This is a genomic window from Burkholderia sp. Bp9016 (assembly GCF_003857765.1).
Taxonomy (GTDB): domain Bacteria; phylum Pseudomonadota; class Gammaproteobacteria; order Burkholderiales; family Burkholderiaceae; genus Burkholderia.
Genome location: NZ_QTPY01000019.1, coordinates 20,197 through 44,203 on the forward strand (window position 1 = coordinate 20,197; position 24,007 = coordinate 44,203).

The window sequence follows — 24,007 nt, forward strand, 5'->3', positions numbered from 1 at the left end:
GACGCTGTTTACCAAATGGTGAAAACCGGCGAGCGATCGCGCCGCCGGAAACCTGCCGCAGCTACGCGATCAGCAGGTCGGGACGCCACTCGATCCGGCGCCACGCACCGTCGCCGGACAATCCGTCGCCGTGATTGATGCCGAGCCGCGGCACGTAGACGAGCCGGTCGCCCGCGAACAACAACGGCACGTCGCGCAGCCATGCCGGCACGCCGCGCTCCTGGAACAGGTTCTTCAACGTGCGGCCCGGGCCGCCGGGCGACGTGCGCATCCGCTCGCCGCCCGCGCGGGCACGCGCGGCAAGCGCCGCGGCGCGCAGCAGCGCCTCCGGCACCGCCCCGTCGCTGCCTGCTTCGGCCGGCGCGAACACGAACGTGCCGCGCCACGCCGGCAGGCGCCAGATTTCCTGTCCGTCCCAGCCGAGCACCGATTCCGGGTGCGGCGTCCCGGTGCCGTCATCGGCCGGCTCGGCACTGTCGCCCGCCTCCCAGTACACGACATCGCGATACAGCCTCAGGCACTGGCCCGCGTGATCGACACGCAGCGCATGCGCATCGTGCGCGGCCCGCAACTGCCGCATCATGTTCGCGAGCCGGCCGGCGGACGCACTCGGCAAGCCGAGCCGGCGCATCCAGAAACGCAGCAGGTTCGCGCCGCGCGCATCGTCGAACGCGACCAGCGCATCGCGCGACAGCGCGCGTCCGTCGTCGCGCGCGGCAGTCGCGAAATCCAGTTCGGCCAGATCGTCGAGCAGCCGCTGTGCGGCGGCCGCATGCTGGGCCGCTCGGCCCAGCGCATCGCGAAAGCCCGGGAAATGCACGGCAAGCGCCGGCAGCACGTCGATGCGCAGCGCATTGCGCGCATAACGCGTGTCGCCGTTCGATTCGTCGTCGATCCATGTGAGTTCGCGCTGCGCCGCATAACGCTCCAGTTGCGCGCGCAACAATCGGAGCAGCGGACGCACGCGCTCGACGCTCGCGCCGTCCGGGCGATAGCGCGGCGCCATTGCGGCCAGACCGGCGATCCCCGCGCCGCGCAACAACTGCAGCAGCACCGTCTCCGCCTGGTCGTCCGCATGCTGCGCGACCCATAGCGCGACCGCACCGTGACGTTCGCACATCGCGTCGAGCACCGCATAACGACGCTCACGCGCCGTCGCCTCGATGCCGAGACCGCTGTCGCGCGGCACATCGACACGCTCCGCATCGAACGCGACGCCGAGCCGGTCGGCCGTCGCTTGCGCGTGCGCGACCCACGCGTCGGCATTCTCGCTCAGGCCGTGGTGCACATGCAGCGCCACGCAACGCGCAGTGCCTGCGACGCGCACGGCCGCGTCGAGCAGCACCGTCGAGTCGAGGCCGCCGCTGTACGCGATCGCGATGCGTGCATCGGACGGGACGTCGGAAAGCGCAACGCCGACCGCATCGAGTACGACGCGGTCGGCGGAAAATTCGGTCGGGGGGATCACGAGAGAAGCGCGCGCCGCACGGCGCGCGATGCGAGCACGCCGGTCATGCGCCGGGCGTGGTTTCCTTGAACTTGCCGTAGGCCATCAGGCGCTCGAAGCGACGCTCGCGCAACGCATCGATGCTCATGCCCTGGAACTGACGCAGCGAATCGGCGAGCGCGCGACGCAGTAGCGCGGCCATGCCCTTCGGATCGCGATGCGCGCCGCCGAGCGGCTCGTTGATGATCTTGTCGATCAGGCCGAGCGCCTTCAGTCGATGCGCGGTCAGGCCCAGCGCTTCCGCGGCTTCGGGCGCCTTCGCGGCGCTCTTCCACAGAATCGACGCGCAGCCTTCCGGCGAGATCACCGAATAGGTCGAGAACTGCAGCATCATCACGGTGTCGGCCACGGCGATCGCGAGCGCACCACCCGAACCGCCCTCGCCGATCACCGTCGTGATGATCGGCGTCTTCAGTTCGGCCATCACGTACAGGTTGCGGCCGATCGCCTCCGACTGGCCGCGCTCTTCCGCACCGATGCCCGGGTACGCGCCCGGCGTGTCGACGAACGTGAAGATCGGCAGCCCGAACTTCTCGGCGAGACGCATCAGGCGTTCGGCCTTGCGATAGCCTTCCGGACGCGGCATCCCGAAGTTGCGCGCAGCGCGCTCCTTCGTGTCGCGGCCCTTCTGATGGCCGATCACCATGCACGGGTGGCCGCCGAAACGCGCGAGACCGCCGACGATCGACAGGTCGTCCGCGAATGCGCGGTCGCCATGCAGCTCGTGAAAATCGGTAAACAGTTCCGCAACGTAATCGAGCGTGTACGGACGCTGCGGATGCCGCGCGATCTGCGAAACCTGCCACGGCGACAGATTCGCGTAGAGGTCCTTCGTCAGTTGCTGGCTTTTCTTCGACAGCCGCTCGATTTCTTCCGAAATATCGACAGCCGAGTCGTCCTGCACGAATCGCAGTTCTTCGATCTTGGCCTCGAGTTCGGCGATCGGCTGTTCGAAATCCAGAAACGTGGTCTTCATGTGTTCGAATCCTTGGGTCTTGCGGCAGCGCGTATTCTACCCGCGCACGCGATACGCAAGACCAGCTCTCAACTATTGATGTTTAAAACCCGATAGCCGTCAATCAGGCGTCGGCGTCAGGCGCGTCGAGGCTGCGCCACATGTACCAGGTCGCGACGGTGCGCCACGGCTCCCAGTTGGCGGCCACTTCCCGCGCCTCGCTGCGCGTGACGGGTTCTCCGCTGAAGTAATTGACGCTGATCGCGCGGATCAGGCCCGGATCGTCGAGCGGCAGCACGTCCGGCCGCGACAGGTTGAAGATCAGGAACATCTCGGCCGTCCAGCGGCTGATGCCGCGGATCTGCGTGAGTTCCGCGATCACGTCCTCGTCGTCCATCGACGTCCATTTGTCGACGTGCAGCGCGCCGGACACGAAGTGTTGCGCGAGATCGAGGATGTATTCCGTCTTGCGCTTGGACAACCCGCACGCAATCAGCTTGTCCGCGCCGAGCCGGATGACCGGCTGCGGTGCGAGTTTCGGACACGCATCCTCGATGCGCGCCCACAGCGCCTGTGCAGACGGCACCGAGATCTGCTGGCCGACGACCGAACGCGCGAGCGTGACGAACGGATCGCCGCGCTTCACGAGATGCGCGGGACCGAACTTCGGAATCAGCTTCTTCATGATCCGGTCGCGCTTGACGAGATCGGCGCACGCCTTGTCCCAGTATGCGGGACGCACGACGCCATCGACGCCGTCGGCTGCCGCCTCGCGGGCCGCGTCGGCGGCCGCCATCGCAGCCTCCGGCTGCCCCGCATCCGCGCCTTTCGCGCGCGCGGGCTTCGCATGACCGTTGAGCGCGCCGTTCGGCACGGCGCGCGTCGCGTCCGCCTTCGCCGCTGGCGCGCGCTTGGCTGCCGGACGCGCGGCGACCGGAGTCGCACGCCTGACCGGCGCTTTTCTGGCCGTTGCCATCTTGCCTCCTACCTGACGGATCGGTCAGTGGAACGCGCCGCGCTCATACGCGACGCCATTCGGTGGATCCGCCCGGTTTGTCTTCAAGAGCGATCCCGGCCCCGAGCAGTTCCGCCCGGATCCGGTCCGCTTCGGCATAGTCCTTCGCTTGTTTCGCCGCGATGCGCGCGGCGATCTTCGCTTCGATCTCGTCGGCCGCGAGTCCGCCCGCCTGCGCGGTGCCGGCGCCGTGCTGCAGGAACGCGCGCGGTTCGCGGCCGAGCAGGCCCAGCAGGCCCGCGAGTTGTTTCAGTTGCCGCGCGAGCGACGCATCGCGCGTGCGGTTGACTTCGCCCGCAAGCTCGAACAGCGTTGCCACCGCGACCGGCGTGTTGATGTCGTCGTTCATCGCGGCCGCGAAGCGCTGCGCGTGCGGCTCGTTCCAGTCGAGCGCGAGCGCGTCGGGCTCGACATCCTTCAGCGCCGTGTACAGGCGCGTGAGCGACGCGCGCGCATCGTCGAGATGCACGTCGCTGTAGTTGAGCGGCGACCGGTAGTGCGTGCGCACGATGAAAAAGCGCATGACCTCGGCATCGTACCGCTCGAGCACTTCGCGGATCGTGAAGAAGTTTCCGAGCGATTTCGACATCTTCTCGTTGTCGACCTGCACGAAGCCGTTGTGCATCCAGTAATTGACGAACGTCGTGCCGGTCGCGCCCTCGCTCTGCGCAATCTCGTTTTCGTGGTGCGGGAATTGCAGATCCTGGCCGCCGCCGTGAATGTCGAAATGCTCGCCGAGCAGCGTGCAGCCCATCGCCGAGCACTCGATGTGCCAGCCCGGCCGGCCCATCCCGTACTTCGACGCCCACGACGTGCCTTCCGGATCGTCGGCCTTCGCACGCTTCCACAGCACGAAATCGAGCGGATCTTCCTTCGCGTCGTTCGCGGCGACGCGTTCGCCCGCGCGCAGATCGTCGAGCGATTTGCCCGACAGCTTCCCGTAGTTCGCGAACTTGCGCACCGAATAATTGACGTCGCCGTCGCCCGCCTGGTACGCGTAGCCGTTCGTCTCGAGCTTCTCGATCATCCCGAGCATCTGCGGAATGAACTGCGTCGCACGCGGCTCGATGTCGGGCCGCTGGATCCCGAGCGCGGCTTCATCCTCGTGCATCGCGCCGATGAACCTGTCGGTCAGCGACTTGATCGTCTCGCCGTTCTCGACCGCGCGGCGAATGATCTTGTCGTCGATGTCGGTGATGTTGCGCACGTACGTGACCCGATAGCCGATCGCACGCAACCAGCGCTGGACGAGATCGAACACGACCAGCATGCGCGCGTGGCCCACGTGACAATAGTCGTAGACGGTGATCCCGCATACGTACATCCGCACTTCGCCGGAATGGCGCGGCACGAAAACTTGCTTGTCACGCGCGAGCGTGTTGTAGATGCGCAGTGATTCCATAGAGATGAACCGTGAGCCGAAGGAAACCGCCCTGGCGAAGCTCGCCCAGCATGCGAAACGGACGGACCACCTGCTGCGGCACGACGCCGCGCGTCCTCGATATCACATGGGGCGGTCAGGCTGCAAGCACAGCGGTGACGGCCACGAGAGGCAAAGAAAGACTGTCTGCGGCTCGCCGGAACGCGCAGACGTTTTGTTAGAATGGCTCGGAGTATAACATTCCGATTTACGCCTATGAAACCTCATCGCGGCCGCGCGCCGAGCGCTGCGACCCTCGTTGCGACCGCCGTCATGGGCGTCGCGCTGGCGCTTTTCGCAGCCCCTGCGGCGCATGCGCAAAAGGCCCCGGCCGTCGCCGACGGCACCCCTGAAATCGACGCGTCGATCGCCGGCAAGCAGTGGAAACAGGCGCTCGCGCAACTCGACGCCCGCATCGCGGCGAACCCGCACGACGTACAGGCGCAGTTCAAGCGCGGCACCGTGCTCGCGCGCCTGAACCGCGATGACGACGCGATCCAGCAATTCGTCGCGATCACGCAGGCGTACCCCGAACTCCCCGAACCCTACAACAACCTCGCGGCGCTCTACGCGAAGCACGGGCGCTACGACGAAGCGCGAAGCGCGCTCGTCACCGCGACGCAATCGAACCCGAGCTACACGCTCGCGTACGAGAACCTCGGCGACCTGTACCTGCGCCTCGCGGCCGAATCGTACAAGCGCGCGCAATCGCTCGGCCACACGAGCGGCGCGACGGCCCAGCGCCTCGCCGATCTGCAGAAGATCATATCGCCGCCGAAGTCCGTCGCGAACGCGCGCGCCGTCACGCCGGCAACGCGCGAGTATACCGACCGCGCCGCCGCGAACGTGAGCACCACCACGCTGCCGATGTCGCCGACGTTCCAGTTCAACGGGCCGTCGGGGGCGCTGGCGGCGCCGTACGTCGCGCCGTCGCAGTAAGCGGCGCAACCTTTCTTCCCTCCCAACCTGAGGATCGCAATGAAACGTCTGTTGCTGGCGCTTGGCGGCGCCGCCCTTCTCGCGACCGCTCCCGCGTTCGCGCAATCGGCTACCGCGCACCCCGTCGTGCAGCTGAAGACCTCGCAGGGCGACATCCGCGTCGAGCTCTACCCGGAGAAGGCGCCGAAAACGGTCGCCAACTTCCTCGATTACGTGAAGGCCGGCCAGTACAACGGCACGATCTTCCATCGCGTAATCAAGGGCTTCATGATCCAGGGCGGCGGCTACAAGACCAACTTCGAGGAGAAGCCGACGCGCGCGCCGATCCCGCTGGAAAGCCGCAATGGTCTGAAGAACCTGACCGGCACGATCGCGATGGCACGCACGAGCGATCCGAATTCGGCCACCGCACAGTTCTTCATCAACACGGTCGACAACAGCGGCCTCGACTACCCGAACCCGGACGGCAACGGCTATGCGGTGTTCGGCAAGGTCGTATCGGGCCTCGACGTCGTGAAGAAGATCGAAGGCGTCGCAACAACCTCGCGCGGCCCGATGCAGGACGTGCCGGCCCAGCCGGTCGTGATCGAATCGGCCAGCATCGTCTCGAAATAAGCACCTGCCGGCACGTCCGGCGCCACACGCGGCCGCGTCGCACGACCGGCCGCGTGCCATTTAAACCGCCTTACCGAAGGAATTCATCATGGTTGAACTGCACACGAACCACGGCGTGATCAAGCTCGAGCTCGACGCCGAGAAGGCACCGAAGACAGTCGAAAACTTCCTGAACTACGTCAAGAAAGGTCACTACGACGGCACGGTGTTCCACCGCGTGATCAACGGCTTCATGATCCAGGGCGGCGGCTTCGAGCCGGGCCTGAAGCAGAAGCCGACCGACGCGCCGATCGACAACGAAGCGAACAACGGCCTGAAGAACGACAACTACACGGTCGCGATGGCGCGCACGAACGATCCGCATTCGGCGACCGCGCAGTTCTTCATCAACGTGAACGACAACGACTTTCTGAACCACTCGTCGCCGACGCCGCAAGGCTGGGGCTACGCCGTGTTCGGCAAGGTTGTCGAAGGCCAGGACGTGGTCGACAAGATCAAGGGCGTCAAGACGGGCAACGCAGGCTTCCATCAGGACGTGCCGGCTGACGACGTCGTGATCGAAAAGGCCGTCGTGGTCTGACGCGCGCTAACGGAGGCACTTCGATGTTGCAGGAGAGTCCGCCGCGAAGCGTCTCCGCGGGCGTGCCTGGCGAGCGCGAATACGCGCAAGCCGCACGCCCGTTCCTGTTTCTCTCCGATCTGCATCTGAGCGAAGCGATTCCGAAGACGGTCGCCGCGTTCGAGCATTTCGTGAAATACACAGCCGACAGCGCCGATTCGGTGTTCATCCTCGGCGACCTGTTCGAATACTGGATCGGCGACGACATACTCGACGACGATCCGTTCGCGGCACGCATGGCCGCGCTGATGCATACGTTCTCGGAGCGCGGGATCGCGCTCTACGTGATGCACGGCAACCGCGATTTCCTGCTCGGCCGGCGCTTCATGAAGGCGGCCGGCGCGATGCTGTTGCCCGATCCGGCGCTGATCATGGCATTCGGCCAGCGCATCGTGCTCGCCCATGGCGATGCGCAATGCACGGCCGATCGCGGCTATCAGGTGTTCCGGCGGTTCGCCCGCAATCGCATCGCGCAGTGGCTGTTTCTCGCATGGCCGTTTCGCTGGCGCCGCGCCCTCGCGCAGCGGATGCGTTCGAACAGCGAAGCAGGCCGGATGCGCCCCGCTTCGTCGATCTACGACGTCACGCGTGAAGGCGTAGCCGCCCTGTTCCGGAAAAGCCGGGCGGGCGTGATCATCCACGGCCACACGCACCGCCCTGCGCGGCACGTCGAACCCGATGGAATTCGCTGGGTGCTGCCCGACTGGGATCTCGACCACGGCAGGCCACGCGGCGGCTATCTGCGCGTCGACGCGGAAGGCATCCACGCGATGCCGCTCGACTGACGCAAACCGAGCCGCCGGCATGCATCGCGTTACGACTGGCGCTCGACCGTCTTGCCTTCCAGCACCGCCGACAGCCGGCGCAGGTCCAGACGCGCCGCGTCCGCGCCCTGCAACGTTTCCAGATGCGTGCCGAGTTGCTCGAGCGCCGCGACGATTTCGTCGACGCGCCGGCTTTCCTTTGCCGCATGATCGATCAGGCCGTGAATCGCGAGCGACATCGGATCGTCGGCGTTGGGCGTGATCCCGTATGCGCAGAACGCAGCGCGCTCCGGCTGCGGCTTCGGCTGAGCCGGCATCACGATGCGCGCCGGATTGCCGACCGCCGTACCGCCCGCCGGCACCGGCTTCACGACGACTGCGTTCGAACCGATCTTCGCGCCCGCGCCGACCGTGAAACCGCCGAGCACCTTCGCGCCCGCGCCGACGATTACGCCTGCCTCGAGCGTCGGATGGCGCTTCGCGCCGCGCGTGAGCGACGTGCCGCCGAGCGTCACGCCCTGGTAGATCGTGCAGTCGTCGCCGATGATCGCCGTCTCGCCGATCACGACGCCCATCCCGTGATCGATGAACACGCGCCGGCCGATCGTTGCACCCGGATGAATCTCGATACCGGTCAGGAAGCGCCCGGCCTGCGACACGAAGCGCCCGAGCCAGTAGCGCTTCGCGCGCCAGCACGCGTGCGCGAAACGATGCAGGACGAGCGCGTGCAGCCCCGGATAACAGGTCAGCACTTCCCAGGCACTGCGAGCGGCGGGATCCCGCTCGCGAATCGTCGCAACGTCTTCGCGCAGTCTAGTGAACATGATCTGATCGGGGAAAAGGCCGGCGTGCCCCGCCGGCGATGGCCGGCCGTTATCGCACCGGGTAATTTGCTTATGACGTCTGGCGATTGTAGGGCCAGTCGCGCGCGGCCGCACAGCACCGCGCGTTCACCCCGCCGCCGGCGCGGGTATTGGCGCAGGACGCTTGCGGTGAAGGCTTTCCCGGACCGGGTGGCGAACCGGCGCAAGCCGAATCGGCACTGCCGGAGACGACCGGTGCGGTGCGACCGCTGCCGGCCGGAACACCGTGTTCGCGGCGTCCGGCACCCAGCGCACCGCCCGCTCAAGCGTCGCCGTCGGACGTACCGGACTTCAGCAGGATGTGCTTGGCGATGCCGCGCAGGATATTGACCTCCTCACGCTCGAGGCCCGTGCGTGCGAACAGCCGCCGCAGCCGCGGCATCAGCTTTTTCGGATTGCGCGGGTCGAGAAAATCGAGCGCGATCAGCGCGCTCTCGAGATGCGCGTACATCCGCTCGATCTCGTCACTCTGCGCGAGCGTGCCGACCTCGGCCGGTGCCGGGTGCAACGACTCGCTGCCCTGCTCCAGGAACGCGACGCGCAGCTCGTACGCGAGCACCTGGATGGCCTGGGCGAGGTTCAGCGAACTGTAGGCCGGGTTTGCCGGGATATGCGCGAGCACGCTGCACTGCTCGACGTGCTCGTTCGCGAGACCCGTGCGCTCGTTGCCGAACACGAGCGCGATGTCGCCGGTGCCGACCTGCGCGCACGCCTGCTCGGCAGCCGCGCGCGGCGCAAGGCGCGGCGGCCCGTATTCGCGCGTGCGGGCGGTCAGCGCGATCGACCAGTGGACGCCGGACAGCGCATCGCCGAGCGTGGGCACGACATGCGCGGACGCGAGGACGTCGTCCGCGCCGCTCGCCATCGCGATCGCCTCCGGGTCGCTCTGGACGTGCGGCACGCGCGGCGCGACCAGCACGAGCCGCGAGAAACCCATCGTCTTCAGCGCGCGGGCGGCCGCCCCGACATTGCCGGGATGGCTCGGCTCGACGAGCACGAAGCGGGTGGACGTGAAGCCGCCCGACGGCGGCGGGGACATGGCCGCGCCCGATTCGGACAGTGCGGCGGTGTTCTGCGGAGTTTCCACTACGATACGACTCGGTTCATCAGAATGGCAGTATGGTATCGCCATCGCCCCGGCAAACCCACTCGTCCGGGCGGACAGTGGGGTTTCCCCGCACTCCGGTCACCTGAAACTCTCGAAAATCGGGTAAAATCATGCGTTTACGCGTCGCACCTCGTGCGACGCGGGTCGTACCCCGCTCTTTGTCAATTTGCGTCTCATCTCGCCAGGCACGTTTGCGCCGTTCCGGGCGGGTTGTCCCACTTCGTGGCGGCTCGTGCCGCCCGCTACAGGATTCAGGCTCATGCATCCCATGCTCAACATTGCTGTCAAGGCTGCGCGCCGCGCCGGACAGATCATCAATCGTGCCTCCCTCGATCTTGACCTGATCGAGATTCGCAAGAAGCAGCAGAACGACTTCGTTACCGAAGTGGACAAGGCCGCCGAAGAGGCGATCATCGAGACGCTGAAGACTGCCTACCCTGACCACGCGATCCTCGCGGAAGAATCGGGCGAATCGGAGAACGAATCCGAATTCAAGTGGATCATCGATCCGCTCGACGGCACGACCAACTTCATCCACGGCTTCCCGTACTACTGCGTATCGATCGCGCTCGAACACAAGGGCGTCGTCACGCAGGCCGTCGTCTACGATCCGAACAAGAACGACCTGTTTACGGCCACCCGCGGTCGCGGCGCCTACCTGAACGATCGCCGCATCCGCGTCGGCCGTCGCGACCGCCTGTCGGACGCGCTGGTCGGCACGGGCTTCCCGTTCCGCGAAAAGGATGGCCTCGACGCCTATGCGCGCCTGTTCACCGAAATGACGCAGGCATGCACGGGCCTGCGCCGTCCGGGCGCCGCGGCACTCGACCTCGCGAACGTCGCGGCCGGCCGTCTCGACGCGTTCTTCGAGCAAGGCATCAACGTGTGGGACATGGCTGCGGGCAGCCTGCTGATCACCGAGGCCGGCGGCCTCGTCGGCAACTACACGGGCGACGCCGATTTCCTGCATCGCCATGAGATCGTCGCCGCGAACCCGAAGATCTACGCGCAGATGATCCCGATCCTGAACCGTTACAGCCGCCTGCACCCGGCAGCGGAGTAAGCCCGAGCCGCGCCCGCGCGGCGCGGGTTCGCGCGAACCATGCGCCGGTACCGTCATGATGGAGCGCCTGCCGCCGTTCGATTGCGCTGAGGAACAACGAAATGTTCCTCACGCAAGAACCGCTTCAGGCGCCTATCCTGACATTGCGCGAGTCGTCCAGTCTGGTCAGTGTGCTGCAGCCCGCCGAGCGTTTCCCGGCACCAACCGGGTTGCCTGCGAAATGCTCGCGCGGCGCACCACGTCGCCATCGGCATGCCGGCCCCCGCCCGTCTCAACACCGCCACGACTTCGTGGCAACCGTATCCGAATACTCATGTTACGGCTAAGCGAACTTAAACTCCCTCTCGACCACCCCGAAAGCGCCCTCGAAGCTGCAATTCGCGCACGCCTCGCGGAACTCGGCGTGGCGGCGGACAGACTCGTCCGTTACACGGTGTTTCGCCGCGCGCACGATGCACGCAAGCGCTCCGACATCAAGCTCACGTATATCGTCGATGTCGAAGTCAAGGACGAAGCGGCCGTGCTCCCGCGGCTCGCCGGCACGCCGCATTGCGGCGTGACGCCCGACATGGCGTACCACTTCGTCGCGAAGGCCCCCGAACATGGCAACTTCCTGCGTCCGGTCGTCATCGGTATGGGGCCGTGCGGCCTCTTTGCAGGGCTGATCCTCGCGCAGATGGGCTTTCGCCCGATCATCCTCGAACGCGGCAAGGCCGTGCGCGAGCGCACCAAGGACACCTTCGGCCTGTGGCGCAAGAGCGTGCTCAACCCCGAGTCCAACGTGCAGTTCGGCGAAGGCGGGGCCGGCACGTTCTCCGACGGCAAGCTGTACAGCCAGATCAAGGATCCGAACCACTACGGCCGCAAGGTGCTCGACGAATTCGTCAAGGCCGGCGCGCCGGAGGACATCCTGTATCTGAGCCGGCCGCACATCGGCACGTTCCGCCTCGTCAGCATGGTGGAAAAAATGCGCGCGACCATCCACGAACTGGGCGGTGAAGTACGCTTCGAAACCCGGGTCGAGGACATCGAAATCGATCAGGGCAAGGTTCGCGCGCTCAAGCTGTCGAACGGCGAAACGCTGCGATGCGACCATGTGGTGCTGGCCGTCGGTCACAGCGCGCGCGACACGTTCCAGATGCTGCACGATCGCGGCGTCTACGTCGAAGCGAAGCCGTTTTCGCTCGGCTTCCGGATCGAACATCCGCAAGGGCTGATCGATCGCAGCCGCTTCGGCAAGTTTGCGGGCCACAAGCAACTCGGCGCAGCCGACTACAAGGTCGTCCACCACTGCAGCAACGGACGGGCGGTCTACAGCTTCTGCATGTGCCCCGGCGGCACGGTGGTCGCGGCGACCTCCGAGCCGGGCCGCGTGGTCACCAACGGGATGAGCCAGTATTCCCGCGCCGAGCGCAACGCGAACGCGGGTATCGTCGTCGGCATCACGCCGGAAGACTATCCGGGCGGCCCGCTGGCGGGCATCGCATTCCAGCGCAAATGGGAAGAACGCGCGTTCGAACTCGGCGGCGGCGACTACAGCGCACCGGGGCAGCTGGTCGGCGATTTCATCGCGGGCCGGCCGTCGACGTCGCTCGGCTCCGTGGTGCCGTCGTACAAACCCGGCGTGCACCCGACCGATCTCAGCACCGCACTTCCCGACTACGTGATCGAAGCCATTCGTGAAGCGCTCCCGCAGATCGACAAGAAGATCGCCGGCTTCGCGATGCACGATGCCGTGCTCACCGGTGTGGAGACGCGCACGTCGTCACCGATCCGGATTCGCCGCAAGGACGACTACCAGAGCGTGAACACCGCAGGACTCTATCCGGCCGGCGAAGGCGCGGGCTACGCGGGTGGCATCTATTCGGCGGCCATCGACGGCATCGAAGTCGCGCAGGCCGTGGCGCTCGACCTGATGTCGACGCACACGTCCTGAGTCGCCGAAAAGGCTCGGCACACGAAGGCTCGTGTGCCGAGTCGGACCTGACAGCACAGCATGGGGTGCCTGCGCTGCTCCAGCACGTCCGCGAGGTGAGTTGCCCACGGCGGCAGCCTCGTTAAAACCGCCGGAAAGCAGCGAACTGAACGCAAAGCCGACCGCATCCTTGCGGATCTTCCCGGGCCGGTCGCACTCGCCTTTTTGGCAATTCCTCCGACGGCAAACACCCTCCTCCTGATTTGCGCACCAGACGACCTCCCGGCCATCACCGCGCACGATCCGCCTCCGAAGCTGAACCTCGAGCGCATTCGTGCCTGCCTGCCACAATCTCGATAACCCTCGCACGGCCATCGCGCGCGTGGCGATCGAGTGCGGCGACGCGATGGTCACCGGGCTGTCCGTGCGCCGCCCCCCACTCGCGCACGAAAATCCGGCGGTACCTGCGTCTTTTCAAGGCGACCGCGTGTTATTGAATGGTCATCGGAGAACTGACGGATTCCGATACCCGTTTGATTCGGCCAAATTGCCTCCCGGCTTTTCAATGACGCGGCGCTTCAGTAGACTCCCGTTTCCGTTGGCGCGGTATTCGAGCGCCGGTTGAAAATCCCGATTCATAATAAAACCCGACGCACAATTCATTCGGGTAAACGAAAGACGGCGGGATGCATTGCTTCGGCAATGCGTCCGGATCCGCGACGACTCCTATCAGGAAAATGCAATGCTAAGAGTGACGAAAGCAGTTTTCCCCGTAGCCGGTTTAGGCACACGCTTTCTGCCGGCAACCAAGGCCAGCCCGAAAGAAATGCTGCCCGTCGTCGATAAACCGCTGATTCAGTACGCCGTCGAGGAAGCGATCGCCGCCGGAATCACCGAAATGATCTTTGTCACGGGCCGAAGCAAGCGTGCCATCGAAGATCATTTCGACAAATCGTACGAGGTCGAGGCAGAACTCGAAGCCCGCGGCAAAGAAAAACTGCTGAATCTCGTGCGCAGCATCAAGCCGCGCAACGTGGACTGCTTTTACGTACGACAGCCCGAAGCACTCGGGCTCGGGCATGCCGTGCTCTGCGCCGAAAAGCTCGTCGGCGATCATCCATTCGCAGTCGTTCTGGCCGATGACCTGCTCGACGGTGAGCCGCCCGTCATGAAACAAATGGTCGATGTATTCGATCATTACCATAGCTCGGTTATCGGCGTCGAAGAAATTCCGCCGTCCGATACGAAATCGTATGGGGTGGTAGACGGTAAAGAATGGGAAGAGTCGATCATCAAGATGTCCGGGATCGTCGAAAAGCCGGCACCCGATGTCGCACCGTCCAATCTTGGCGTCGTCGGCCGCTATATTCTCAAACCGCGGATTTTCAAACACCTGCGCGGACTGAAACCTGGCGCGGGTGGCGAGCTTCAATTGACCGACGGGATTCAGGCGTTGCTCGCAGAAGAGCAGGTTCTCGCCTATCGGTACGCCGGTACCCGATACGACTGCGGCAGCAAGCTCGGCTACCTGAAAGCGACAGTCGATTTCGCGCTCCGCCATCCCGAGGTCGGGAGTGATTTCACCGCGTATCTGGCTGCACGGGCGCACGCGACGCCGGCGGAATGACCTGAAGAAGGCTGGCTGATTCGATGTGCCGGCATTCGGGACGCGTTCCGCGTCATCCATTGCCGGGGCATCGGAGTTCCCGCGCCAACGTCGACCCAGTTCGCTACATTATCTGTCCCTACACTTCGGATTTCCGGGACACCGCCTCCGCAGGCCCATCCAGCGAGCCGCTGAAAAAAATGAAGACGCCCGGCGACTCACCCGGCATCACGCCGAAATACAATACCCGACGGTCTCCGAATCGCGGACCGAAATCGGCCGATCGGCGAACATCGGCCGTAACGACCGGAGCCACTGGTAAACTCGGGCGACTCAAGCAACAACTTTACGCCGGATCTATGACCACGCTGTCGCCCGAGGCCTTTGCAGGCCACACCCCCATGATGCAGCAGTACCTGCGCATCAAGGCCGATCATCCCGACACGCTCGTCTTCTACCGGATGGGCGACTTCTACGAGTTGTTCTTCGACGATGCGGAGAAGGCCGCACGCCTGCTGGACCTGACCCTTACGCAGCGCGGCGCGTCGGCCGGCACACCGATCAAGATGGCCGGCGTCCCCCATCACGCGGTCGAACAGTATCTGGCGAAGCTCGTGAAGATGGGCGAATCGGTGGCGATCTGCGAGCAGATCGGCGACCCGGCCACGTCGAAAGGGCCGGTCGAGCGCAAGGTCGTGCGCGTCGTCACGCCCGGCACGCTGACCGATGCCGCGCTGCTGTCCGACAAGAACGACGTTTACCTGCTCGCGATGTGCACCGGCCACAACAAGCGCGGCGTCGCGGTCAATATCGGCCTCGCATGGCTGAACCTCGCGAGCGGCGCGCTGCGACTCGCCGAAATCGAACCCGACCAGCTCGGCGCCGCACTCGAACGCATCCGGCCGGCCGAGATCCTGACGGCGGACGGCGCAACCGACGCCGTGCCGGCGAGCGCCGGTGCGATCAGGCGCGTGCCCGCATGGCACTTCGATATCGCCTCGGGCACGCAGCGTCTGTGCGACCAGCTCGACGTCGCCGGCCTCGACGGTTTCGGCGCGCACTCGCTGACGAGCGCATGCGGCGCGGCGGGCGCGCTGTTGCTGTACGCGGCCGCGACGCAAGGTCAGCAGTTGCGTCACGTGCGCAGCCTGAAGGTCGAGAACGAAACGGAATACATCGGCCTCGATCCGGCGACGCGCCGCAACCTCGAATTGACCGAAACGCTGCGCGGCACCGAATCGCCGACGCTGTATTCGCTGCTCGACACCTGCTGCACGACGATGGGCAGCCGCCTGCTGCGTCACTGGCTGCATCATCCGCCGCGCGCGTCGGTAGCCGCGCAGTCGCGCCAGCAGGCGATCGGCGCGCTGCTAGACGCCCCCGCGAACGCGAGCCTGGATGCGCTGCGCAGCGCGCTGCGCCAGATCGCGGACGTCGAGCGGATCACCGGGCGCCTGGCCCTGCTGTCCGCGCGGCCGCGCGACCTGTCGAGCCTGCGCGACACGTTCGCGGCCCTGCCCGCATTGCGCGAGCGCATCAGCGCGATCGTCGCGAACGCGGATGCGCTCACGCGCGTCAATACAGCGCTCGCGCCGCCCGCCGAATGCCTCGACCTGCTGACGAGCGCGATCGCGCCCGAGCCAGCCGCGATGGTGCGCGACGGCGGCGTGATCGCACGCGGCTACGATGCGGAACTCGACGAGCTGCGCGACATTTCCGAGAACTGCGGACAATTCCTGATCGATCTCGAAGCACGCGAGCGCACGCGCACCGGCATCGCGAACCTGCGGGTCGAATACAACAAGGTGCACGGCTTCTACATCGAGGTCACGCGCGGCCAGACGGACAAGGTGCCCGACGACTATCGCCGTCGCCAGACGCTGAAGAACGCCGAGCGCTACATCACGCCCGAACTGAAGACCTTCGAGGACAAGGCGCTGTCCGCCCAGGAACGTGCGCTGGCACGCGAACGTGCGCTGTACGACGGCGTGCTGCAGGCGTTGCTGCCGTTCATTCCCGAGTGCCAGCGCGTCGCGTCGGCGCTCGCGGAGCTCGACGTGCTCGCCGCGTTCGCCGAGCGCGCCCGCACGCTCGACTGGGTCGCGCCCGCCTTCACCGATGAAGTCGGCATCGAGATCGAACAGGGGCGTCACCCGGTCGTGGAAGCGCAGGTCGAGCAGTTCATCGCGAACGACTGCCGGTTCAGCACCGAGCGCAAGCTGCTGCTGATCACCGGCCCGAACATGGGCGGCAAGTCGACGTTCATGCGGCAGACCGCGCTAATCGCGCTGATGGCGTACGTCGGCAGCTACGTGCCCGCGAAATCGGCATGCTTCGGCCCGATCGACCGCATCTTCACGCGAATCGGCGCGGCCGACGACCTCGCCGGCGGCCGCTCGACGTTCATGGTCGAAATGACCGAAGCCGCAGCGATCCTCAACGACGCGACGCCGCAAAGCCTCGTGCTGATGGACGAAATCGGTCGCGGCACGTCAACGTTCGACGGCCTCGCACTCGCATGGGCCATCGCGCGCCACCTGCTCGCGCAAAACAGCTGCTACACGCTGTTCGCAACGCACTACTTCGAGCTGACGCAACTGCCCGCCGAATTCCCGCAAGCGGCCAACGTCCACCTGTCGGCCGTCGAGCACGGTCACGGCATCGTGTTTCTGCACGCAGTCAACGAAGGTCCGGCGAACCAGAGTTATGGGCTGCAGGTCGCGCAACTCGCAGGCGTTCCGGCACCCGTGATTCGCGCCGCGCGCAAGCATCTCGCGTATCTCGAACAGCAGTCGGCCACGCAGCACACGCCGCAACTCGACCTGTTCAGCGCGCCGCCCGCGGCGGCCGACGAATTCGAATGCGCGGATGCGCCGCCCCCGTCCGACGTCCCGCATCCGGCACTCGAAAGGCTGCGCAACATCGATCCCGACGATCTCAAGCCGCGCGACGCGCTCGACCTGCTGTACGAACTGCGCACGCTGGTCCGTTCGCACGATGCCGACGGGCACGCCTGACCGCATCTCGTCGGGCCGGCCGGCCCGCGTCGCCGCCGCGCTCGCCACGGCGGCGACGCTCATGCTGGCGCAGGCCGGCGCGCTGGCCGCGCCACCCAAGCGCGCGGTCCCGCCCTATTCGTTCGCGATCATCTCGGGTGTCATCAGCGTACCCGCCGACGAGCCCGCGGCGCAACGACTGCTCGAATCGATCGCGCGCGAGCGCAACCTGGCCTTCGTCGTCTATGCAGGCGACATCAAGGGCGCGAAGGAAGCGTGCCGCGACTCGCTCTATACGCAGCGCGGCGCGATCCTGGACGCGTCGCGCGTGCCGCTCGTATTCGTCCCCGGTCACGACGACTGGGTAACATGCAGCACCGCGGCAGGCGGCAGCTACGATCCCGTCGAGCGACTGGACTTCCTCCGTCAGACACTGCTCGCCGATGCAGCCCTGCCCGACGCCGGCGCGCTGCCGATCACGCGCGAAAGCGAAGTCGCCCGGTTCCGGCCATATCGCGAGAATGCGCGCTGGATGCACGACGACGTCGTCTACGTCACGCTGAACGCGCCGGCGCCGAACAACCACTTCCTGACGGCCGGCGGCCGCAACGGCGAATTCGAAGACCGCATCATCGCGAACAATTTCTGGATCGACCATGCGGCCGAATATGCGAAGCGGCGTGAAGCGCGTGCAATGGTGGTGATTTTCGAAGGCGATCCGCAGTTCGATCGCTACGATCGCGCGGAACGGTTTGCGTGGCTGCGTTTCAACCGGCCGCGCGTGCGCGACGGCTTCCGTGAACTGAAACGAACGCTGGTGAAGGCGGCAGCGGCATTCCGCGGCCCGATACTGGTGATGCACGCAAGCAGCGAGCCGCTCGCGAACGGATTCCTGATCGACCGCCCGCTGCATGCGGACGATGGTGCGCTGGTGGGAAACGTGACGCGCGTCGCGATCGGGCCGCGCCATCCGACAAATCAGTGGGTGAAGGTAAGCGTCTCGCCGGCCCGGCAGACGATCTTCAACGTGAGCCTGCAGGACGTGCCGAAGAATCTGCCGATCCCGCCCGCGCTGCCGCTCGTGCCGCGCGACGATGTCCCGCTGCCCCAGATGCCGGAAATTCCGGCATTGCCGGCCCTGCCCGACTCGTCGTCGGTTGCACCGCCGCTGCAAGGCGGCGGCACGATGCCGGGCACTGCGTCGTGGCCCGCGCCGCCCCCTGCTTCAGGGCCGGCGCCGGGCCTGCCGGACAGTTCAGTGCAGGGTACGCCCTGACGGCGCATCGCCGTCCTCGTCTTCGTCCTCGTCGACGATTTCCAGCCCTTCCGCGCCATGCGCGTGTTCATGCTCGATCTCATCTTCGGTCGCTTCGCGCACGTCCTTCACGGTGAGCGCAAAACGCAGCGCCATGCCCGCGAGCGGGTGGTTGCCGTCAAGCACCACCTTGTCTTCGGCAATGTCGGTGACCGTGTAGATCAGCGAATCAACTTCCTCGTCGCCGTCTTCCGGCGTGCCTTCGAACTGCATGCCCACTTCGAGCGGCTCGGGAAAACGATCGCGCGGCTCGATCTTCACGAGCTCGGGATCGTAGTCACCGAATGCGTCCTGCGGTTCGAGCTGAACCTGCGCCTGGTAACCCGGCTCCTGGCCGTCGAGCTGTTCCTCGATCTTGGGGAACGTGCCATCATAGCCGCCGTGCAGATAGATCATCGGCTCGTCGCTTTCCTCGATCAGATTGCCATGTGCATCCGACAGCTTGTAAGTGACCGACACGACGGTGTTTTTTGCGATTTTCATCCAATTCTCCCAAATACAAGTCTCATTATACGATGCGCAACCGGTCTCAAGCCGAACCTCGGGATGCCGCTGCCGCCGCGCTCGGCGCGCCGCCCCCCGATCTTCCCACGCCGCTGCTCGGTGGTCTCACGCCAGCGCAATTCATGCGCCGCTACTGGCAGAAAAAGCCGTTGCTGATCCGCCAGGCGATTCCCGGCGTAAAAGCGCCGATCACGCGCGACGCGCTGTTTGAGCTGGCTGCCGACTATGACGCGGAATCGCGACTGATCACGCATTTTCGTAACAAGTGGCAACTGGCGCACGGTCCGTTTGAACCGGGTTCGCTGCCTGCCGTTTCGCGCAAGTCCTGGTCCTTGCTCGTGCAAGGGCTGGACCTGCACGTCGACGCGGCACGCGCGCTGCTCGACCGCTTCCGCTTCATCCCCGACGCACGCCTCGACGACCTGATGATCTCGTATGCGACGGACGGCGGCGGCGTCGGCCCGCACTTCGACTCGTACGACGTGTTCCTGCTGCAGGTCGAAGGCCGGCGCCGCTGGCGCATCGGCGCCCAGAAGGATCTGTCGCTGCAGCCGGACGTGCCGCTGAAGATCCTCGAGCATTTCGAGCCGAGCGACGAATGGGTGCTGGAACCCGGCGACATGCTGTACCTGCCGCCGCACATCGCGCACGACGGCGTGGCCGAAGGTGAATGCATGACCTGCTCGATCGGCTTTCGGGCGCCGTCCGCCGGCGAACTGGGCGCGCAGTTCCTGTACTACCTCGCCGAACGCGGCGGCCTGCGCGACGAGCACGGCGACACGCTCTACCGCGACCCGAAGCAGCCCGCGGTCGGCTCGCCAGCCGAGCTCCCGCCGGCGATGGTCGAACGCGTCGCAGAGATCGTCGATTCGATCCGCTGGCGCAAGCGCGACGTCGCGCAATTCCTCGGCTGCTACCTGAGCGAGCCGAAATCGAACGTCGTATTCGAGCCGCCGGCACGCCCGCTGTCCGAGGCCGCTTTCGTTGCCCAGGCGTCACGCCGTGGCGTGTATCTCGACAGACGCGCCGCATTGATGTATAACGCGCGCTCGTACTTCATTAATGGCGAGGAAGAACCGCTCGAGCAGGCCGGCGAATGGCTGCCCGAACTGGCCAATCTGCGCCGGATGGAGGCGAAACGGTTTGTAACACTATCCCGGGTTCCCTCAATGACAGCCTTGCTGCACGAGTGGTATTGTGCGGGCTGGATACGGGTCGGAAACCGGGTTTAGTGGGCCGCCCCGTATGCCCGTACAGATCAAATTCTGTATGGGAAAGACAACGTATTGACCCCGCATTTGTCGACGGTCGATAGGAAAGTGCATATAATTTCCGCCCAAGCCGTAGGGAAGATTCACGCTCTAGAAGTGCGTCTCCACCAGCGGCCCAGGTCGGTGTTGGAGCACATTACCGGTATTGTTTCGCGCTGTTGCTTACCTTTAACCATAAAAGGACGTGATCATGAAGAAATCCCTCCTCGTAGCTTCCCTGTTGGCTGCTGTTGCACTGGCTGCTTGCAACAAGAGCGCTGATCAAGCTGCTTCGTCGGCTGCTAGCGACGCATCGGCTGCTGCTTCGTCGGCTGCTTCGGCAGTTGCTGGTGCTGCGAGCGACGCTGCTGCTGCTGCTTCGTCGGCAGCGGCTGCTGCGAGCGACGCAACGGCTGCTGCAGCGTCGGACGCTTCGGCTGCTATGGCTGCTCCGGCTTCGGGCGCAAGCCAGTAAGCCTCAGCGTCAGCTGAAAAAAAACCGGCCCGAGGGGCCGGTTTTTTTACGTCTGCCGGTACGCGCATCGTGCCGGACAACCGTCGGATCGGGCCAGGCGCCGCCGCCCGCCCCCGCTCAGCCGAGCGTCAGCCAGTCGAAGCCCGCATCCTGCGTGGCCACGACCACCTCCTCCCCGTCCGTTCCCAGCACGCCGGCCAACGCCTGGCGGGCCAGCTCCGGCCGATTGTTCTGCTGGCTCAGGTGCGCAGCAACCAGATGCCGCAAACGGCTGCGTTCGAGCGACGCGAGGATACCGGCCGCCGCATCGTTGCTCAGGTGGCCGTGATTGCCGCCGATCCGTGCCTTCAGCGATTGCGGATAGCGGCTTCCCGCGAGCATCGCGGTATCGTGGTTGGATTCAAGCACCAGTGCGTCGCAGCCGCTCAGGACGGTTGTGATGTGCGACGTGGCCATCCCGACATCGGTCAGCACGCCGAGCCGGCTGCAACCGTCCATGAAGACGAACTGGAGCGGTTCCCGCGCGTCGTGGGGCACCGTATAGGGCATGATGGCCAGATCGCGTATCGAAGCCGTCTCGTCGCCCCACAGCACGTGGAGATCAACATCGGCCTCGTCCGCGCCCACCGCGCGTGCCGTGCCCCAGCTCATGTAGAGCGGCAGTGACCCGCGCCGCGCGAGCGTCAGCGCACTGCCGACGTGGTCGCTGTGTTCGTGGGTGACGAGGATCGCATCGAGATCGTCGATGCCGAGATTCAGGCGGCCGAGCCGGCGCTCGACCTCCTTTGCTGAAAAGCCGCAGTCGAGCAGTACGCGGGTGGTCGTCGTGCCACTCGAGGCCTCGACGACCAGCGCGTTGCCTTCGCTGCCGCTACCGAGGCTGGCGAAGCGCACGCGTTAGTTCAACTGCGCGTGGAGCAGCGAAATGATCCGCTGCGCATCAGACGAGTTGTCGATCTGGCCGTTTGCGTCGACCACAGCGACCTGCGTGCCGCCATTGCCCTGAGCCCGCACGTTGACCAGGTATTCCTTGCCGGGCTTGGCTGCCGTCGGGCCGCCGTAGAACAGCTTGCCGAACAGTCCGTCGCGCTTGAGCTCTTCCATCGTATTCGCGTAGCGGACGGTGTACAGGCCCTTCTCGCGGTCGCGATTGTCGACCGCGAAGTTGGTGCGGTCGAGTGCAAGACCGACACGCAGCCACGCACGATCGAACGACTCGGCCAGTTGCAGCGTCGCCGCGCCGTTGCTCGCATCGCTGACCTGCGCCTGCGCCGCTGCCGGATGCGCATCGGCCAGCAGTTGCTTCGCCTGCGCATCGGTCAGGCCGAACTTCTGCATCAGCTTCGACAGGAACACGGCCTCGAGCACCGGATTGCGCGGACGCTCTTCCCAGCGCGACGACGTGCCGCCCTGCGGGCCGACCATCATTTCCTCCATCGCGCTGTGCGTGATCGAGATGTCGGTGTTGCCGTTCGGCGTGCGGGTCACGAGCGTACGGAAACGGTCGCGCGTGCCGGACGAGTATGCGAAGTCGATGACCTTGCCGATCGTGCGGCGAAACCAGTCGTCAGGAATGTTCCCGCGGTTCTCGGCCCAGTCGGTGGCCATGATGCCGGTCGACGGCGCGTCGGTCTTCAGCGAGAAGCCGTTTTCCTGCCAGAATTCCTTCAGGATCGGCCACAGCTGCTCGGGCGTGCGCCCGTCCACGACAAGCCAGCGGTGGTCGCCATCGCGCTCGATATGCATGCCGAGCGGATCCTGTGCGTTCGGGACGCCGTCGGTAGCGTTGCCGGCGGTCGTCGTCGCCCGCGGCGGCAGCGTGCCGAGGCCGGCGTTGGTCGGCGGCGCAACGAACTGCTGCGTCGTCGGCACGGGCTTCAGGTCGCTCGGCACCGCGAGCGGCGGCGCCGAACCCGTGTTCTTGTAGTTGACCCGGTCAGGGGCCAGGTAGTCGTTCAGCGTATCGCAGCCGGCGAGCGCGCCCAGCGCCAGCGCCACCACTGAAACCTGGATGGCGCGAGAGGAAAAGGCGAAACGTTTCATGAAATCCTTCGTCTTGCTAGAACGCTCGTCAGGAGCGGCGCCGGACGGAGCCGGCCGGTGCGGGTTGATGAGGGGTCGAGCCGGCGGCCGCAGGACGCGGCCGCCTCGGCATCAGGCGAGGACGCCGGCCTCGACGAGGGCCGAACGCACGACATCGTGGCAGCGCTCGTCGAGCGGCGTGAGCGGCAGGCGAATGCCGCCCTGCATCTTGCCCATCGCCTGCAGCGCCCATTTCACCGGAATCGGGTTCGCCTCGATGAACAGGTTCTTGTGCAGCGACAGCAGCTTCATGTGCAGTTCGCGCGCCGTTGCGACGTCGCCGGCCAGCGCCGCGCGGCACAGGTCGCTCATCGCGCGCGGCGCGACGTTTGCCGTCACCGAAATGTTGCCGTGGCCGCCAAGCAGCATCAGCGCGATCGCAGTCGGATCGTCGCCGCTGTAGATCGCGAAATGCTTCGGCGCGGCCTTGATCAGGTGCGCGGCGCGATCGATGTTGCCCGTCGCTTCCTTCACGCCGATGATGCCTGGCACCTGCGCGAGGCGCAGCGTCGTCTCGTGCGCCATATCGGCGACCGTACGGCCCGGCACGTTGTACAGGATCACCGGCAGGTCGACCGCTTCCGCGATCGTCTTGAAGTGCCGGTACATCCCTTCCTGCGTGGGCTTGTTGTAGTAAGGCACGACCTGCAGCGTCGCGTCGGCGCCGACGGCCTGCGCGTGCTTCGTCAGCTCGATTGCCTCCGCCGTCGAGTTGCCGCCCGCGCCGGCGATGATCGGGATGCGCTTCGCCGCATGCTCGACCGCCGTGCGGATCATCAGGATGTGCTCTTCGACGCTGAGCGTTGCCGACTCGCCGCTCGTGCCGACCACGACGAGCGCATCGGTGCCTTCCTCGATATGCCAGTCGATCAGTTTGCGGAACGCCGGCAGATCGAGACTGCCGTCTTCGAGCATCGGGGTGACGATCGCGGGGATGCTGCCGCGGATTTGAATGCCGTCTTGGGTGCCGTTAGCCATGAAACGCGATTGATTGAT

The 24,007-nt window shown here is 65.7% G+C and carries 21 protein-coding genes; 11 read left to right on the top strand and 10 right to left on the bottom strand.

Annotated features, from left to right (window positions below; genetic code table 11):
- Positions 1-61 precede the first annotated feature (61 nt).
- From tilS to cysS, 4 genes are all read right to left on the bottom strand, one after another.
- Positions 62-1,468 carry a tRNA lysidine(34) synthetase TilS gene (gene tilS, locus DIE13_RS22520; protein WP_124829354.1) on the bottom strand — a complete coding sequence of 469 codons (1,407 nt, stop codon included), beginning with the start codon at positions 1,466-1,468 and terminating at the stop codon, positions 62-64.
- Positions 1,469-1,511: 43 nt separating this feature from the next.
- On the bottom strand, positions 1,512-2,483 hold the full coding sequence (locus DIE13_RS22525; RefSeq protein WP_006478433.1) for an acetyl-CoA carboxylase carboxyltransferase subunit alpha: 972 nt from the start codon (positions 2,481-2,483) through the stop codon (positions 1,512-1,514).
- 103 nt (positions 2,484-2,586) lie between these two features.
- Positions 2,587-3,438 carry a DNA-3-methyladenine glycosylase gene (locus DIE13_RS22530; RefSeq protein ID WP_124829355.1) on the bottom strand — a complete coding sequence of 284 codons (852 nt, stop codon included), beginning with the start codon at positions 3,436-3,438 and terminating at the stop codon, positions 2,587-2,589.
- 43 nt (positions 3,439-3,481) lie between these two features.
- Positions 3,482-4,879 carry a cysteine--tRNA ligase gene (gene cysS / locus DIE13_RS22535; protein WP_124829356.1) on the bottom strand — a complete coding sequence of 466 codons (1,398 nt, stop codon included), beginning with the start codon at positions 4,877-4,879 and terminating at the stop codon, positions 3,482-3,484.
- A 234-nt stretch (positions 4,880-5,113) separates the two neighbouring features.
- On the opposite strand from cysS, the gene DIE13_RS22545 reads away from it, so the two are divergent.
- The 4 genes from DIE13_RS22545 to DIE13_RS22560 all read left to right on the top strand — a co-directional run bounded on the left by DIE13_RS22545 (position 5,114) and on the right by DIE13_RS22560 (position 7,855).
- On the top strand, positions 5,114-5,836 hold the full coding sequence (locus tag DIE13_RS22545) for a tetratricopeptide repeat protein (RefSeq protein WP_175770082.1): 723 nt from the start codon (positions 5,114-5,116) through the stop codon (positions 5,834-5,836).
- Between the two features lie 39 nt (positions 5,837-5,875).
- Entirely contained in the window at positions 5,876-6,451 is a 576-nt protein-coding gene (locus DIE13_RS22550; RefSeq protein ID WP_059450416.1) for a peptidylprolyl isomerase, read from the top strand.
- 88 nt (positions 6,452-6,539) lie between these two features.
- Positions 6,540-7,031 (top strand): peptidylprolyl isomerase, encoded by a 492-nt coding sequence (locus DIE13_RS22555; protein WP_027784822.1) that lies wholly within the window; start codon positions 6,540-6,542, stop codon positions 7,029-7,031.
- Between the two features lie 23 nt (positions 7,032-7,054).
- Positions 7,055-7,855 (top strand): UDP-2,3-diacylglucosamine diphosphatase, encoded by an 801-nt coding sequence (locus DIE13_RS22560; RefSeq protein ID WP_124829357.1) that lies wholly within the window; start codon positions 7,055-7,057, stop codon positions 7,853-7,855.
- 29 nt (positions 7,856-7,884) lie between these two features.
- Here DIE13_RS22560 and cysE read toward each other — a convergent pair whose 3' ends face one another.
- Complete coding sequence (gene cysE / locus DIE13_RS22565; protein WP_124829358.1) at positions 7,885-8,658, bottom strand: serine O-acetyltransferase; 774 nt, start codon at positions 8,656-8,658, stop codon at positions 7,885-7,887.
- A gap of 301 nt (positions 8,659-8,959) precedes the next feature.
- Complete coding sequence (locus DIE13_RS22570) at positions 8,960-9,784, bottom strand: RNA methyltransferase (RefSeq protein ID WP_124829359.1); 825 nt, start codon at positions 9,782-9,784, stop codon at positions 8,960-8,962.
- 280 nt (positions 9,785-10,064) lie between these two features.
- On the opposite strand from DIE13_RS22570, the gene DIE13_RS22575 reads away from it, so the two are divergent.
- The 5 genes from DIE13_RS22575 (at position 10,065) to DIE13_RS22595 (ending at position 18,661) form a co-directional block, all read left to right on the top strand.
- Positions 10,065-10,868 (top strand): inositol monophosphatase family protein, encoded by an 804-nt coding sequence (locus DIE13_RS22575; protein WP_096507276.1) that lies wholly within the window; start codon positions 10,065-10,067, stop codon positions 10,866-10,868.
- Positions 10,869-11,181: 313 nt separating this feature from the next.
- On the top strand, positions 11,182-12,804 hold the full coding sequence (locus DIE13_RS22580; protein ID WP_124829360.1) for an NAD(P)/FAD-dependent oxidoreductase: 1,623 nt from the start codon (positions 11,182-11,184) through the stop codon (positions 12,802-12,804).
- A gap of 721 nt (positions 12,805-13,525) precedes the next feature.
- Positions 13,526-14,410 carry a UTP--glucose-1-phosphate uridylyltransferase GalU gene (gene galU / locus DIE13_RS22585; protein ID WP_124829361.1) on the top strand — a complete coding sequence of 295 codons (885 nt, stop codon included), beginning with the start codon at positions 13,526-13,528 and terminating at the stop codon, positions 14,408-14,410.
- 338 nt (positions 14,411-14,748) lie between these two features.
- A complete protein-coding gene (gene mutS / locus DIE13_RS22590; RefSeq protein ID WP_124829362.1) occupies positions 14,749-17,406 on the top strand; it encodes a DNA mismatch repair protein MutS in 2,658 nt (885 codons plus the stop codon).
- Positions 17,387-18,661, top strand: coding sequence for a hypothetical protein (locus DIE13_RS22595; RefSeq protein ID WP_175751592.1), 1,275 nt, complete (start codon positions 17,387-17,389; stop codon positions 18,659-18,661). The genes mutS and DIE13_RS22595 overlap by 20 nt, the downstream gene beginning before the upstream one ends.
- Here the strand turns inward: DIE13_RS22595 and DIE13_RS22600 are convergent.
- Positions 18,641-19,183 (bottom strand): peptidylprolyl isomerase, encoded by a 543-nt coding sequence (locus DIE13_RS22600; RefSeq protein WP_124829363.1) that lies wholly within the window; start codon positions 19,181-19,183, stop codon positions 18,641-18,643. The two genes, DIE13_RS22595 and DIE13_RS22600, sit on opposite strands and share 21 nt — an antisense overlap.
- Positions 19,184-19,215: 32 nt before the next feature.
- Here DIE13_RS22600 and DIE13_RS22605 point away from each other — a divergent pair, with 32 nt between their 5' ends.
- Positions 19,216-20,436 (top strand): cupin domain-containing protein, encoded by a 1,221-nt coding sequence (locus DIE13_RS22605; RefSeq protein WP_124829364.1) that lies wholly within the window; start codon positions 19,216-19,218, stop codon positions 20,434-20,436.
- Between the two features lie 54 nt (positions 20,437-20,490).
- Positions 20,491-20,736 carry a hypothetical protein gene (locus tag DIE13_RS33850; RefSeq protein ID WP_011657350.1) on the top strand — a complete coding sequence of 82 codons (246 nt, stop codon included), beginning with the start codon at positions 20,491-20,493 and terminating at the stop codon, positions 20,734-20,736.
- A gap of 310 nt (positions 20,737-21,046) precedes the next feature.
- Here DIE13_RS33850 and DIE13_RS22620 read toward each other — a convergent pair whose 3' ends face one another.
- From DIE13_RS22620 to dapA, 3 genes are all read right to left on the bottom strand, one after another.
- Entirely contained in the window at positions 21,047-21,823 is a 777-nt protein-coding gene (locus DIE13_RS22620) for an MBL fold metallo-hydrolase (protein ID WP_124829366.1), read from the bottom strand.
- Between the two features lie 3 nt (positions 21,824-21,826).
- Positions 21,827-22,972, bottom strand: coding sequence for an outer membrane protein assembly factor BamC (gene bamC, locus DIE13_RS22625; RefSeq protein WP_124829367.1), 1,146 nt, complete (start codon positions 22,970-22,972; stop codon positions 21,827-21,829).
- 111 nt (positions 22,973-23,083) lie between these two features.
- Positions 23,084-23,989 (bottom strand): 4-hydroxy-tetrahydrodipicolinate synthase, encoded by a 906-nt coding sequence (gene dapA / locus DIE13_RS22630; RefSeq protein ID WP_124829368.1) that lies wholly within the window; start codon positions 23,987-23,989, stop codon positions 23,084-23,086.
- Positions 23,990-24,007: the final 18 nt, after the last annotated feature.